This is a genomic window from Cytobacillus mangrovibacter, assembly GCF_042865275.1.
Lineage (GTDB): Bacteria > Bacillota > Bacilli > Bacillales > Cytobacillaceae > Cytobacillus > Cytobacillus mangrovibacter.
Genome location: NZ_JBIACJ010000014.1, coordinates 55,946 through 70,952 on the forward strand (window position 1 = coordinate 55,946; position 15,007 = coordinate 70,952).

Consider the following 15,007-nt stretch of genomic DNA (forward strand, 5'->3'; position numbering starts at 1 on the left):
TCGTATTAGGTAATAGAATTCTCAAAGCCATTCTTTCATTTATTTCTTAGTTTTTTGTCTCTCTTCAACTGGTATATAATCAATATCATAACCGAAATGTCTTGGACCAAATGCCTCGATTCCTTTTGGTGTTCTCATACGGTCCTGTGCAGCCAATAATAGAACTGTTCCACGATATCCATATTTCACAATGTCTGTACGGATTGGTTCTCCTGTTTCAGTGTCGAGGATAATGATTAAATCAGGTGTTGTACATTCTAAATGTCCATCCACAATAAGATTTAACCACTCATTTTGAAAATCAATCGTTGCCGATTTTCCTTTATCCTCATTTATTCCTTCCATGACTAACTGTCCGATTGTAAACCCTTTTTGTAATTCGCCACCAAATTCTCTCTTAATATCTGTTATTTTCCCATCGAATACCTTATACCCATGAATATTGTATTTTTGCTTAAGGGTTGAAATAATGTGTTCGGCTGGATTCAAATGCTCTTTTCCTGCATGTAAAACAGACTTCCCAACATCCCAGGCAATACTTTGGGAGTTAATAATGGAGGTGCGTTTTACATCAGAACCATTCATTGGATACGTAGCAATCCAAGAGATGCCACCGTATGACATCGATGTTTTCCTAGCAATTGATTCTGCCAACAAATGGTTATCCTTTGTATCAATAACCGTCGTGTTTAAACGGTCATCACATGAAACTGTTGGTGTTGGATGTACTCCATGGGTAGCCCATGAAGTCATTTGTAGCTCAGGAAAAGCTCGACCCATTCCATCCGCATCAATAATCGGAAGCTCTAACTCCCCTGCAACTGCATACGTAATCGTTGAAGCAACTCCGCCGCATTCTAATGGAATCGTCGCTTGAATTTTCTTACCTAAATAATCCTCGAGTTTTGCAATGGCATGTGTACACACCTCTTCATTTGGTGGTTTTTCTGTTAGAACAATAGACGAACCAAGAGGTGTGGGGCAAGCTATAAACATATTATCTGGAATATCTTCAGGGTCAACTAGAACAATATCTTTTCCTTCATCAAGAACTTTAAGTGCCCATAGTCTACCAATCTCGGGATTCCCTCCACCACCTGTGGCCAAGATCGAAGCTCCTAATGTAATTTCCTCTATGCTTTGGCGATCAATCACCTTATATTTAGTAATTTTTAATTCTTTCAATTTATCAAAGACGCTCATAAACTCCCTCCCTTATTGATTTATGCCGATTATTTATTTAATTCCTCAACAGGAATATAATCGAGGTCATATCCAAAATATCTTGGCCCAAATGTTTCAATTCCTTTTGGAGTCCTCATCCGTTCATGTGTTGCTAGAAGAAGTACGGTACCTCTATATCCATACTTTACAATTTCTGTACGAATCGGTTCCCCTGTTTCAACATCGATGATTGCAATTAAGTCTGGAGTCATACACTTTACTTCATCATCAATTAATAGATTTAACCATTCATTTTGATAATCGAGACTTGCTACCTTTCCTTTGTCTTCATTGATTCCTTCTAAAATTAGCCTTCCAATCGTAAAGCCCTTGCTTATTTCTCCACCAAATTCTCTTTGGATATCGGCTACTTTTCCATCAAACACTTTAAAACCTTTTAGGCCATATTTTTCATCTAATGCTAAAATAATTTGTTCAGCTGGATTTAAATGGTGTTTTCTAGCATACAGAACAGCTTTTCCAACTTCCCATGCGATACTTTGAGAGTTAAGAATAGACGCTCTCTTTAAATCTGCTCCAGTCATTGGGTATGTTGCAATCCACGAAATACCACCATAAGACATGGATACTTTTCGAGCAATTGATTCAGCCACTAAATAATCCACTGTATCTATAATGGTAGTATTTAATCGATCGTCTGATGAAACGGTTGGGGTTGGTGAAATCCCATGCGTAGCCCATGATGTCATTTGAAGTTCTGGGAAAGCACGATTCATTCCATCCGCATCAATAACAGGGACACCTAATTCTGCAGCAATAGCATACGCCACAATCGATGCAACCCCTCCACACTCAACTGGAACGATTGCTTCTACTTTCTTTCCTATATATTTTTCTAGTTTAAAAACAGCTTGTTTTAATACTTCCTCATTCGGTGGCTTTTCGGTCAATACAACTGGTGAACCTAATGGGGAAACTGAACATACTAACACATCGTCTGGTACATCCATCGGATCGATCATCACGATATCCTTTTTTTCATCGATTACTTTATGTGCCCAAAGTCGGCCAATTTCAGGATTCCCACCTCCACCAGTGGCTAAAATGGAAGCACCTAACGTGATTTCATCAATACTTTTTTTATCAATGGAACGGTATTCTGAGATATTCCATTTTTGTAATGTATCGTATACACTCATCTTGATTCCACCCCTTATTAATTTTCAAATACATTACCTTTCACACGAACTCTTATTCGTTGTTGTCTTCCTGGCATATAGGTAAACGGAACTTCTTCAATTTCCATAATCTCTTCAGTTCCTGCAATAGCACCGGCTTCTCTAACGTGATTTTTTGCTATTTCAACCACGCGGGCAATTGCATCTTCACGCTTTTCTTTATCAAGGTCAACTGCAATTTCGGCAGAACCACTAATTTCTGCAATTGTTCCTCCGATTGCTCCACCGACTTCAAAGTTTTCTGGCAGGATCACATCAGATGTGCCCGCTATATTTTCTTGTGGAACTGTAACAGCTCCTCCACCAATAAAAATCGCAGGGATTAATCCAGATTTTGTCTTCATTTGGTCAATGGCAATCTCTATCTTTTCTTGGATTCGCTGATTCGCTGATTCAACAATCTCTTTTGGAATCGCTTCAATGTTTTTCATATGTGTGACGAAATTTGTTTCAAATATTTCTAGGTTATTTGTTAATCTACCTGTTGCAACTGCGATATCATGAACTGTTAACGTTTCTCCACCAAACGACATACCTAATGTCGTTAGTTTATAGCCTACACTCTTTGGTCCAACACTAATTACTTCATTTTGATTTGTCTTAATGATGGTTCCTCCACCTAGTGCAATTGATAATAAGTCAGGGCAGCGAATGTTTGTCACAACACCGCCAATATTAACAGTAACAGAACTTTCTCTTGGGAAACCATTTACGATGTAGGCAACGTCTGTAGAAGTACCTCCAACATCAACAACAGCTCCGTTCTTAATTCCTGATAAATAAACAGCTCCTCTAACAGAAGCAGCAGGACCTGCAGCAACCGTAAAAATGGGATAATCTACTGCGAAATCAGCGTTCATCACACTTCCATCATTTTGAACAACAAACAGTTTTGCCTCAATTCCTCTTGAAAGAACCGCTTCCTTAAATGCACAGATTGCATTTTTCATAACGGAAACAACGGATGCGTTCAAAATCGTAGAATTTTCTCTCTCAATTAAGGATAATGATGCAATTTTATGAGATAAGGTAATTGGAATGTCTTTTCCGAGGTATTCCCGTACAATTTCAGCAGTTCGTTCTTCATGCTTTGCAAGAATTGGCGAGAAAATCCCCACAATGGCGACAGATGTTACTTCTCCTTTCATTGCTTTGACAGCAGAAATGATTGCTTCTTCATCTAATGGAACGATATCTTGACCATTAAATTCAGAACCTCCTCGGATGATATGGGTATGTACTCTTCCACCTATTGCTTCTACTAAATCCTCTGGCCAACCAGTAAGTGGAGGAATTGAGGTTGATGATGGGGCTCCAAGACGTAATACGCCAACCTTATCTAAATTTTTTCTTTCAATAATTGCATTGATTGTATGTGTAGTTCCTAGCGAAATCATCGAAATATCAGATGGGGAAACCTGGCTATCTTGCAATACATTATCAAGGGCATGAATAATCCCCGAAATGATATCCTCTGTATTTAGTGACTTTGTTTTTGCAAGTACTTCTTTGCCTTGCATAATCACTCCATCAGTAAAAGTTCCTCCTACATCTATTCCCATTCTAATTTGACTCATGTTGATTCCTCCTTTGGTATATATCAATTTGGCTCTGTTACCCTTTCAAAATCACCAAAAAAGGGAACAGAGCCTAGGCGAAACTAAATTACTAAATTCAATTAAAATTACTTAGTTTACATGCTCTTTGTTTGACCTACTTTTGCTGTATTCCCTACCGCAATGTGGTATACATAATAGACAATCGCTGCAATAATGACTCCATTTATTGCAGGAATAAAGAATGGAATAAAGTAAGCAGCTGCTCCTCCTATTAACCAAGCAGCAATTCCTGGCCAATATACTCCTTTTCTAGTTTGAAGCTTCATTTTTGATACAAAGAAGTATTCACTTATGATGACACCAGTAGCTGGTGATACAAACGTTGCAAGAAGACCAAGGAAACCTAAGAAATGATCAATGATACCGAATAAAGAAAGGGCTGTACCAAGAGCAGCAGCTATTAATGTCCACCAGAAGCGGCTCCACCCAAAAACATTTGTTAATGCTAAACCTGCACTGTATGCAGCAGTAATATTTGTTGTCCATTGCAACAGAATAACAAACAATAATGCAATAGCTGGTAAGCCTAGTACACTAAGTACTTCAGAAATATTCCATGCTTGATCTACTCCAAGTGTTGTAGCTGTAAGAGCCATCATTGACCCAATAATTGTTAATACGATTAAAGGAGGTGCGATCCCAGCTAGACCCGAATATGTCACATTAGATAATTTGTTTTTCGACCATCTTGTATAATCTGGAGCAAAACTTGCACCTACAACAAGGCTACCTACCATAATATTGATTCCCCATAAAATAGATTGACTATCGGTAGGAACGTATGAAAACACTCCATCAATACCAGCAATATTTAATACTTTGACTACTCCAAGTACAGTAATGACAAGAATAGCCGGAATACTAATATAATCAAGCCATGACATACTAAGTACTCCAAACATAGCTGGAACTGCAAATAGTAAACCTAGTACAATCATAAATAATGGAAGTAAATTTGTATTTCCGCCGATTGCTTGGTCTAAAGCAGTTGCTGCAATCGAAACTTGAACACCATACCAACCTACACATGGGATAATCGTAATAACAAACGCAGTTGCAAGTTTAGATCCTTTTTTACCGAATGCGGCTTCTCCAATTACATACGTATTAACCCCTTCGCGTGCTCCTATATAACCCATTGGAATGAAAAAGATTAATAACAATAATGCCGTTGCAATTAAAGCGGCAACCGCTGTTTGCCAAAAGGTCAAGTTTGCAATAAGTCCTCCACCAGATGAGAAAGAAGATAAAGCAGCTGTATTACCAAAATAAATAGCAGCAATCCCAATCCAAGATTTTCGATCCTTTAACGGGATTGGCTTATTTGAAAACGCATTTTCTAATTCAACTGAAGCTTGTTTTTCCATTGTTCCACCACCTTATTTATGATTAAAATTAGTAAAATTCAAACTACAAAAAGACCTAACTTTTCATCACCCTTTCATTTCCTTCTCTTGGAATTTTCTGTAATGAAAAAAACGGAAAATTGAAGTGGATTGCAGTGGCACTTCAATTTTATACTATCTGAATTATAAGATAATTAGGTTTATTTAGTCAAGATTAAGTGGACAAATGATTTTGCACTTTTTTATGAATTATTTATTAGAATTTTTCAATCGAAAATTTTCATTGTACTTCAATTTTTGGGATGACTGTAGAGATGAGTCCTAACAAGAAGAAGCATGTAGTAGACTATGGTAAGCATTCGCCTGATCCATTATTATCAAAAAGAAGTCTTTGATCGAAGTGATCACGTTCGGTATAGTTTAACTGATCTACATCCTTATATAGTGGTATTGTCAGGAAAACGCTTTACAACGATAAGGAAGTTTGTTCTAGAACCCTTCCAAAAAAATTTATATAGTTATAATTAAGTTTAAAGTATTTAGGAGGAGACAAATTGCGATACGAAGGCGAATATAAAAATGGTAAATATCACGGATTTGGAAAACTCTATGATGATAGGAATGAATTGCTCTACGAGGGAGAATTCGAAGAAGGAGTATATTCTGGGGAAGGTACATCTATGGAGTTCTGGAATATCTTAGACCAAATGTACTTTGGGAATTTTTTTAATGGTAAACCTCATGGATATGGTACTGAGTTTGCAAAAGGAAGAGAAAATGGAGAAGTAGCACCCATTACACTATTTAAGGGACAATTTAAAAATGGACGTAGACACGGAAATGGTGTTCTTAATTATAGCCTATCTGATAAAATATTTAGATTTGGAATGAGTCATGATGCAAATTATCAATATCAACCAGATAATAGTGTTCTGAAGACAGAAGAAGGCTATAAATTATATGAAGGTGAGTTTGTAGAAGGAAGACAAGAAGGCTACGGTAAAATTTTCACCTATCCAGATGGTCACCTTTATTACGAAGGTGAATTTACAAGAGATAGTTTTAATGGAAAAGGAATGATATATCAGGCTCCTGGTGTTTTGCTTTATGAAGGTGGATTTCGATTTAATAAATGGCATGGTTTTGGGATTAGTTATAACAAATCAGGAAGAGTATCTAAAAAAGGATATTGGGAATTAGGCTATTTTAGAGGTTAAAATGTTCCCTCTTCTATTAATCTTAGAAATACATGCAACGAGGTGTAGAGTAACTTAATATTTGCTGAACAATTCCTTACACTCAAGCTATACTTACACTCAAAAAAGTATAAATACTCCTAAAGGTAGAAGAACACCGTGCTCCCGCACCGTGTTCTTCTTTCATTAAATCTAGCAGCATGCGTCTTCGAATAAAGTTAACGCTGCAAGTCATGCGTCTGCGGCGGACATTGCAGGGAAGAACACCTGCAATCACCACCGCACCATGAACTCCCTCCCGAGTACAGTCGGGAGATCATTGCCGAATCACTTGCAGCTGCACCGCGAGGCCGGCCTCATCTTTGAATATAGTTAAAGGCAAGGAAAAGAATCATCGTGCTAACGCACCATGATTCTTTTTTATCTAATAAAAGCAAATTCATGAAGCATACTCGCAGAGGAATGCCGCCAAGGTCGCGCCAACACCGAGGAGAGAACTTGCTGCCGCAAGTTCCTATTATTCATACGCACGACTATTTCCCCCTTCCCCTCTCCCACCCCCAAACCCCCGAACCCTCACCCCATCCCCCGCAAACGCGGAAGGATTAGGATGGGGGACTTGGGAGAGGGGAAGGGGGAACCTTGGAACGGAAACGCTCCGCATATTTCCATTCCAAGGCTTGGCGGCATCTTAAGCATGGAGTAACTCAAGGAAGCGAGGATAATTTGAGGAAGAAAAAATTTGAAAGTGGAATCGAAGTTGTAAGGCAAGCTGCCAGTCATTCGAAATGCTGGAAACATTGTGAAGGAAACTACTTCACAATCATTCCAGCACCAAGAATTCCCTCCCAAGTACAGTCGGGAACCCTTTTTTCCAATCACTGGCAGCCCTATTGAAGGCGTATTCATATTTGCAGAGCAAAGCTGGCAATCATTCGAATGCTAGAAACATTGCAAGGGAAAACACCTTGCAATCATTCCAGTACTAGGAACTTCCTCCAATGTACAGCCGGAAGCTCCTTTTTGAAGGTAAATTCTTAGAAGAACGAAAGCACTTGCTACCGCAAGTTCTACCTTATCTGAATAAAGTAGATAGCGTCTTTGAATGCCTCTCCCCTTGACTTGGGGCCCTCCGATCATGGTGAAATTTGCTAAAAAGCTCCACCCCCCACGGAGCTTTGCTTCGCGATACTATGAGCAGCGCCTCCCGCAAATAAAGGATCGCTTCGCTGGGCGAGTTTGTATGTAGATGGAGTTAATATCGAATAAATATATTAGCAGAGTTAAAAAAGAATAATAGAAGAAATAAACGTTTATTTCTATAAAGGTTGATTGTTGTATAATATTGACTTTAATGTAGTGATAATGTGGGTTATAGATGGTTACAATAATATTTTTATTGTATAGACTATACTTATATAGCATACAAAAATTTTGATTGTCCTTCCGTTATTTTGATAGGGGAAAATAACCAGAAGGAAAGCTCTTCTGGTTATTAAATTAGGTAAATCCATTATTCATCCCTAGATTAATAGTTTCTATAAAATGCTTCAGCTGCAAATTTTACAAATTCAGCAGTCTTCTCTCCACTTCTTGCTATCACTTGAAATGGCTCTAGTCTTGCAACTTCTGTTTGTAAATCATTAGCAGTTTTCTTACTACATCCCAAAATATCTTGCATTGAGCTTGCGGAAACACCATCACACTGAAATATATAAGCAAATTCAAGAAGTTCTTGAAAGTTAAAAAACTTTTGCTGATAATCATTAGGTGATTGGCTAGCAAAGAACACAACAATACCTTTAGAACGGCCTTCACGAATAATACGTTCAAGAAATATGTTTTTCTGACCTAAATAGTTATGTGCCTCATCTATTACTAAAATAGTTCGAATCGTTCTTCTTCCATCCTGAATAGGGCTATCTGGCAATGATGCCATCTCCTTATAGAGTCGCTCAATAACTAAATATCCTACAAGCTCTTTAAGAACAGGCATTGCATGAACATCAATTAAAAGTGTTCTATTTGTAAGTTTTTCAATTGGCTCAGTTTCACTACCGTGTTTCCAGAATAGATCAAAATTCGATAAGTCTCTCAATACTTCTATAAGGCTATCATCTTTTTTGTTCTCTTCTTCATACATCGACATTGTAATGTCAAGCACATCTTGAAAATCAGGATATGGCAAACTAGAGTTTGATCGTTTCGCATAAGCAGCACGAATTGCCTCAGTTAAAGCACCTTTTTGAACAACACCTAATTTTGAATTAATAGAAGCAAAACTTTCTGCTTTTTCACGAGCTGATACATTTATTGATTGTTCATCGTAATTTGGAAGAATAAATGGATTGATGGGTAGTGTTTGATCACCTTGCAACAACCTAAAAGATTGAACCTTCGCAAGATCTAAGAATCTCTGATTATCTACTACATCACCTTTATAATCAAAAAGTATAAAATTAGTCTGATAGTTTGATTTAAGGCGAATATCAGCAAGAATTTTTAAGAGAAATTGTGTTTTTCCAACACCCGGTTTTCCCATTATAGCTAAATGTGAGTTTGCATGTTTTTGAGTATTGTTAATTTCAAGGTTAATCTCTTTTTTATCAAGAACAGTTTTCCCAATATAGATATCTAGTCCCGTCCCTTGAATTTCTTTACGCCGACTAAATTCTACAAGGTTAGTAATCTTTTTTATTAGTAAATCAGAACTATGACCCACCTCTTCAAATATACGGGATAAATGGCTACAACCATTATCAATATGTCTCTTTACAAGTGATTTATTAGAGTAAAAATCATCTTCGGATATATCGGTAATGTTATGAACATAAGCTAAAGTAGCTTTAAGGAAAATTTCATCTCTTCCTACAAAAGTAGGCCTTTTCATTTCACTACCACTAAAGTTATTACTCATTGGTACATCAGCTCCATCCATCGCAAGAGAGATAGAGAAAGCTATTTTTGCTAAAATATATTTTTCGAGTTTTGTCTCAAAACGAAGAGCACTTAAAATCTCATCTGAATCGGAGCTCGTATATAATCTATCTGCCATTTAGGCCTCCCAAAAATAGCCAGTTTTAAGCGTAGTAAGCTCTTGCTGCTGATTAAACTCTAAGCTTGCTGCGCCACTTAAATGGCTTTGTAGTGTTCTATAATAGTTATTGTCTATTTCAGTATCTGTTGATAAAATAATCACCTGTTCACCTGCATTAGGAAAATAATTGCGAATAATATTATCCCGGTGAGTACTATCTAATCTAGATAACGGCGTATCAATAATAATTGGTAACTTTACCTCACTAGTTTGAGCAAGACCCCACAATAGTGAAAGTGCAAAAACTTCTTTTTCTCCAGCTGATAGTCCTGATTTTTTTATTTCATGCCCATTACGATCTGAAATTCTAATCTCAAAACTTTTAGCATCTATTGTAATATCTTTTATTAATCCACTTTTAGTAGACAACAATTTATACATTTCAAAAGTTTTCTCTTGTAAAAGATGTACTTTATTTTTTCTCATTCGAATAATGAATTGATTTAGGAGGCCTGCAATAGCATCACATTCATTGATGAAATCAGCTTTTACTTTAGAAACATTATGTTTCTCATATAATTTTTCAATTTCAATTTCGATGTCTTTAATTTTTTTGTCGAGAGTAAGAATGTCTTCTTCCAAGATTCTAAGTTGTTCAGTTTTGCGACCTATTTGTGTAGTACAACTCTCCATTTCAGATTGAAGCTCGTCAAATATTTCCTTCTCTGAATCGGTTTTTACGCCACTTTGCAAAGTGGCTTCCATTTTATTCACTTCAATTTGTAGCTCTCTTTTCTCTTCGAGTAAAGGCAATAGGAGAAAAATATCACTATTCTCCAGATAATCGATTTTTTGAATAATATTAACTGCATCTCGATCTGAAATATTCAAGATTTTATTGGAGACATTCTGAGAATCTCCTTCACTTAGTAGTGCACTTATCCTTTTCTCTAGTACTACCATTTTCTCACTAGAAAGAGGTTCATTGAAGATTGGCTCTGGTTCTTCTACAGCACGAACTATTTTTCTTGCAAGTTTTTCAGCATTTTCTTTAATTGCTTCACTTTGAGCAGACTCTCTTTCACGATCGATTTGTTTCTTGATTCCATCAAAGAAACTACCTAAAAGACTATATGGTAAGTAATTTTCACATAAATTGCGTATTTCACTTTCCACCTGGTTAATTCGATTAGTTCTTTGAATTCTACGTTTTTCGATTTCCCTAATAGCATCTCGGGTTTCAGGCTCTACATTAAAATTAGCTTGAAATCTCTTTTTTGCTTCTTCATATTGAGTTTTAAATGATTCTAGATCCTCTCTTATCTCATCTCGTTCTTTGTTTAACCTTGAAAGCTTGCTCTTTTGTAATTTAAGTTCACTCTCTTTAAACTCAAGATCTTCATCCGAAATCTCTATAAATCCCTTTCGTTCTTCTTGTTTAATATATAGCAAGTCTGAAGAGAGTTTGTTTATATATTCGATTCCCAATGCCGCTTCTAAAGAGGATTTGAGTCGGACCTCTGAATGATCATCGGCTGCAATCTCTTGTATTTTTTCTCCATCAAAAAAAAAGAATTGAGTAATTCCTGGTGGAATGGTTGCTCTAATAAAATCTTGCCATATCTGCTTGTTTTGTACCGATACTCTTTTACCATCACGGACAACAACAAGTCGTTCTATAAGGTCTTTGGCTCTAGGTTTATCAATTACTCCAGCACTCCAAGAACGCTTCACAATTAGCAGTGAAGCATCATCCATCTCCATTTCAAGTTCAAAGCTTACGCCAGCATTACCTAAAGCCAATTGTTTTCGATTAATAGAACGAAAAAGATTTTCAACCTTCCCCCCATAAAGACACAAGTTTATTCCTTCCATAATCGATGTCTTACCAGCACCATTCATACCACCAATTAGAAATATGGATTTGCTGTTTTGTCCATCAGGAAAGTGTATCTCTGTGGGGAATTGAAAGGACTTATAATTCTCAATAGTAAGTTTTTTGAACCTCATTAGTAACCTCCCTAGGTACACTTCTTACGATTTCTCGAAGAGCATCATAGATACCCGTTCGGCGTTCTTTAACTTCATATTCTTGCACGGTATCTAATAATTTAAGAACCTTCTCAAAACTCACTTGATGTTGTGAGCATAGATCCTGCAACAGTAATTTATCTTCATTGGAAAGTCTCACTGTTCAATCGCCCCTTCGATTAGGTCTTCGGATCTCTTTATTGCTTGTTCTAAAAGTTGTTCAGATTCTTTTTTTGCTTGTTTTGATTTAATTATTAATTCACTAATTCGTTTTGATAAATTGGCATCAAAAAGAGGAATTAGAAAGTTTTTCAGATAATTACCATCTATTGTAGGGTATGATGTACCTCCACAATATTTTTCAAATACTTCTTTTACGATCCTTAAATATAAAAAAATAATTTCCCTTTGCTCTTTATTGATAATTGAACAAGTGTAAAAGGCTCCACTGCAAATAGTATTTTCCTTCAAATCTTCATCAATTAAGGAAATTGCCCCTCGCGTCGGTCTAACTTGAGAAATAATTAATTCTCCACCACTTAGCATAATCTTAGCGTTAGCAGGTAAATCTTTTGCAGGAACAACATTTGATGTGTAGCTTCCATCAGATATATCAATATCACCAATCTCTATATAACTAAAACTATTATTATGTTTAGTTGGATTAAAGTTAGGGCCTACAATTTTAGAAAGTTGATATAAAGGTTTTACTCCTCCTTTATATTCTTTAATAGCATTTAATATTGGATCGTATTTGATATGGAAAAACTCAGGATCTGCTCTAACACTTCCAAGAATCTCGCTAAAACTGATCTCGTAGCTTTTTAATTTTTCCAACACTAATTGATCCATTCCAAGTTCTTTTTCTAGGATATTTTGGGCTTGTCTGTATAGTGATTTGGATTTATCTGAAAGTTTAAGTGCATTACGAATTAAATTTCCAATTATCATATGTTCTTCCGATGAAAAGGTAGGAACAGGAACTGTCTTTAAATCATCTTTATTTAAACCAGTCTGAATTGCTCCTCTTTGACGCCTTAATAAACAATCACGCCCATATTTACTATTAAAATATGCCAATAAGTAATAAGGATCAATGGTTGGATCTCTAAATACAGTACTTTTACAACTAAAAATACCTTTTATATTTTCAGGAACAATCGCAACATTCCCAAGTGTACCTACTACTGATATAAGTAAGTCATTTGGAATCACAGCATATTTACCTAAACGATTAAAGTCATTCTCAGGCATATAAACATTATCACCATCTAATAGAGCGAACGGTTTTACATCCTTCCCTCTAATATATCGATACTCAGAGGTAGGATCATAATTACTAACGTGAAAAGCAGAACCAAAAGGTCCGATTAAAAACCTCCCTAATTCCCCCAACTTTTTGGTTGCCCCAGTACTCATAACCTTTTTTTCTGAAGTTAGAAAATCAGGATGGAAAAATTCGCTATCAAAACGTTTATTTTTTGATATTTCAACCGTATTTGTTATACTCCAAACAGCCATCAATTTTTCCTCCAAAAATCAAAGCCTTGTTTCTGTGCAAACTGAACAAATGCCTCGGCTATACATACTTTATCATCAGTTAATGCGATTGCATCTTTCAAATCACTTGCTTCTAAATCAAAATTCACCAAATCTTGCTCAATAATTGGTTGTCCATCATCATATTCAATAAAGTTGCCTTCATCATCAGTAAGGTACTCATAGTCACCGGAATTATTTTTACCACCTTTTTCAGAGACAGCCATAAAAATTGGATAATCTAATTTTTTAGCAACTTCAGCGTCAATCCACCGTTCCTTAAGTGTCCCTATCATTTCATCATCAGCTAACAGTAGTTCTAATTTCCCGCGGTTAGTAAGTTTTTTCAGTTCCTCTTCGGCAGACGGAATAGCATTTTCAATAGATTTTATATTTGCTTTAACTTTTTTAATTTGCTCTTTTTGTTTCTCTTTGAGATCCTTAACATCAGCTTTAAGTTTCTCTTTATGTGGCTTTAGAGCAGCATTTAGTGCTTTTTTTGTTTCGTTCCAATCATTTGAAATAATATCCATTTCTTGTTGAGCTTTCATCTTTAGTGCTTCAACATCAGATTCCATATCTTCTAACCTTTTCTTTTCAAGCAAAAGCTCTCTTCTTAATGAAGCAATATTTTCCGTTGCACGTTCAATAAGGTCGGAAAGTTCAAGAGCCTCTTCAAATTCATCTTCTACATTTTCTTCAGTTGTTTCAGACTCTATTTCTCCATAATTTTCAAACAAAAGATCCGCAATGTTTTCAGGTATGCTTTCTTCAGGTATATCCACTTCATTTTCAAATTGGCTTATGAGCTGATTAATCTTAGTTTCATAATCTGGACATACTAATGCAATTTCTTGCTTTACAGTCTTTATCTTAGCAAGTTCTTCTTCGGTATATTTTTGTATAAAAAGAACGGATGTTTTTGTTCCTGTATGAGGCTTAAATGTGTTAGGATGTAACCCCACTACTGCAAGCAAGCGAGCTTTTCTCAATAGCCACTCACGAATAAACGCAAGGGATGAGTTATTAAATTTCCCCTGGGGTAAAACAATAGCTGCACGACCACCGGATTTTAAGAATTTAAGAATCCTTTCAATAAATAGAACATCTCTTTCCTCTTTAGCCGCCTTATCCTTAGCTCTTTTGAGCGCAGGTTTTGCTAAATCGTAATGAGAGAGCATGTTTTTATCTTTCATCTCACCAGCAAAAGGGGGATTTGCAAGAATTACATCAAATTGAAGTTCATCAAAGTATTTCCACGAAAGATCGTCATCTCTAAGAACATTCGCTTCATCTTCCCGTGAAGGTTTGTTTTTAAGTAGTTTAGACTCAATAAGTTTACTCATCAATTTCTGACCAGATTGAGTTTCGTGCCAAGATTTAGGATCTAAACTACTGACATCGGGACCAAAGATATTTGTATGCCCATCTCCTGCAATAAGCATCAATGCACGAGAAGTTTTAGCTGCTCTCTCTTCAAAATCAATACCCCATAAATACTTTGCAGCGTAGCGATGCTTTCTAAGTTCACGGCTATCCTTATCTTGGGCTGGATAGGCCCATTGCATTGTGTGTAATAAAAATCCTGCGGATCCACATGAAGGGTCCATCACAAACTCTGTTTTTTTCGGGTTCATCATTCTTACACACATTTCTACAACATGGCGAGGTGTAAAAAACTGACCTTTTTTCTTTTTTGATTCAGTAGGTAAGAGATATTCGAACGCATCATCCATAATACGAAGATTTGAACCCATTAAACGGACACCCTCAATAGGTCCTATGCAGACCTGTAAATGCTTTTTAGTAAGTTCAA

General features: G+C 36.3%; 11 protein-coding genes. 2 read left to right on the top strand and 9 right to left on the bottom strand.

Annotated elements, in window-relative coordinates; all coding sequences use genetic code 11:
* Positions 1-39 precede the first annotated feature (39 nt).
* The 4 genes from ACFYKT_RS19235 to ACFYKT_RS19250 form a co-directional block, all read right to left on the bottom strand.
* Positions 40-1,203: a DUF917 domain-containing protein gene (locus ACFYKT_RS19235; protein ID WP_389222836.1), complete on the bottom strand. Its 1,164-nt coding sequence runs from the start codon at positions 1,201-1,203 to the stop codon at positions 40-42.
* Positions 1,204-1,232: 29 nt separating this feature from the next.
* Positions 1,233-2,384 (bottom strand): DUF917 domain-containing protein, encoded by a 1,152-nt coding sequence (locus ACFYKT_RS19240; protein ID WP_389222838.1) that lies wholly within the window; start codon positions 2,382-2,384, stop codon positions 1,233-1,235.
* Between the two features lie 17 nt (positions 2,385-2,401).
* Positions 2,402-4,000 carry a hydantoinase/oxoprolinase N-terminal domain-containing protein gene (locus ACFYKT_RS19245; protein ID WP_389222840.1) on the bottom strand — a complete coding sequence of 533 codons (1,599 nt, stop codon included), beginning with the start codon at positions 3,998-4,000 and terminating at the stop codon, positions 2,402-2,404.
* A 116-nt stretch (positions 4,001-4,116) separates the two neighbouring features.
* Positions 4,117-5,409, bottom strand: a complete 1,293-nt coding sequence (locus ACFYKT_RS19250) for a purine-cytosine permease family protein (RefSeq protein ID WP_389222842.1) — start codon at positions 5,407-5,409, stop codon at positions 4,117-4,119.
* 533 nt (positions 5,410-5,942) lie between these two features.
* On the opposite strand from ACFYKT_RS19250, the gene ACFYKT_RS19255 reads away from it, so the two are divergent.
* Together ACFYKT_RS19255 and ACFYKT_RS19260 are read left to right on the top strand one after the other, a co-directional pair.
* Positions 5,943-6,605 carry a hypothetical protein gene (locus ACFYKT_RS19255; protein ID WP_389222844.1) on the top strand — a complete coding sequence of 221 codons (663 nt, stop codon included), beginning with the start codon at positions 5,943-5,945 and terminating at the stop codon, positions 6,603-6,605.
* A 705-nt stretch (positions 6,606-7,310) separates the two neighbouring features.
* Positions 7,311-7,481, top strand: coding sequence for a hypothetical protein (locus ACFYKT_RS19260; RefSeq protein WP_389222846.1), 171 nt, complete (start codon positions 7,311-7,313; stop codon positions 7,479-7,481).
* A gap of 631 nt (positions 7,482-8,112) precedes the next feature.
* Here ACFYKT_RS19260 and ACFYKT_RS19265 read toward each other — a convergent pair.
* The 5 genes from ACFYKT_RS19265 to ACFYKT_RS19285 all read right to left on the bottom strand — a co-directional run.
* Positions 8,113-9,639, bottom strand: coding sequence for a DndE family protein (locus ACFYKT_RS19265; RefSeq protein ID WP_389222848.1), 1,527 nt, complete (start codon positions 9,637-9,639; stop codon positions 8,113-8,115).
* Complete coding sequence (gene dndD, locus ACFYKT_RS19270) at positions 9,640-11,631, bottom strand: DNA sulfur modification protein DndD (protein WP_389222850.1); 1,992 nt, start codon at positions 11,629-11,631, stop codon at positions 9,640-9,642.
* Positions 11,606-11,812 (bottom strand): DNA modification system-associated small protein, encoded by a 207-nt coding sequence (locus ACFYKT_RS19275; protein ID WP_389222852.1) that lies wholly within the window; start codon positions 11,810-11,812, stop codon positions 11,606-11,608. The genes dndD and ACFYKT_RS19275 overlap by 26 nt, the downstream gene beginning before the upstream one ends.
* The gene (locus ACFYKT_RS19280; protein ID WP_389222854.1) at positions 11,809-13,173 is read right to left on the bottom strand and encodes a hypothetical protein; all 1,365 of its coding nucleotides are present in this window, start codon (positions 13,171-13,173) and stop codon (positions 11,809-11,811) included. Before ACFYKT_RS19280 ends, ACFYKT_RS19275 begins: the two co-directional genes overlap by 4 nt.
* The coding region (locus tag ACFYKT_RS19285; RefSeq protein WP_389222856.1) for an HsdM family class I SAM-dependent methyltransferase at positions 13,173-15,007 on the bottom strand (1,835 nt) is incomplete at its 5' end. The genes ACFYKT_RS19280 and ACFYKT_RS19285, both read right to left, overlap by 1 nt.

Excerpts from the sequence above, each read along its gene's own strand:
- ACFYKT_RS19235 (WP_389222836.1), bottom strand. The coding sequence starts at position 1,203 with ATGAGCGTCTTTGATAAATTGAAAGAATTAAAAATTACTAAATATAAG.
- ACFYKT_RS19240 (WP_389222838.1), bottom strand. The coding sequence starts at position 2,384 with ATGAGTGTATACGATACATTACAAAAATGGAATATCTCAGAATACCGT.
- ACFYKT_RS19245 (WP_389222840.1), bottom strand. The coding sequence starts at position 4,000 with ATGAGTCAAATTAGAATGGGAATAGATGTAGGAGGAACTTTTACTGAT.
- ACFYKT_RS19250 (WP_389222842.1), bottom strand. The coding sequence starts at position 5,409 with ATGGAAAAACAAGCTTCAGTTGAATTAGAAAATGCGTTTTCAAATAAG.
- ACFYKT_RS19265 (WP_389222848.1), bottom strand. The coding sequence starts at position 9,639 with ATGGCAGATAGATTATATACGAGCTCCGATTCAGATGAGATTTTAAGT.
- dndD (WP_389222850.1), bottom strand. The coding sequence starts at position 11,631 with ATGAGGTTCAAAAAACTTACTATTGAGAATTATAAGTCCTTTCAATTC.
- ACFYKT_RS19280 (WP_389222854.1), bottom strand. The coding sequence starts at position 13,173 with ATGGCTGTTTGGAGTATAACAAATACGGTTGAAATATCAAAAAATAAA.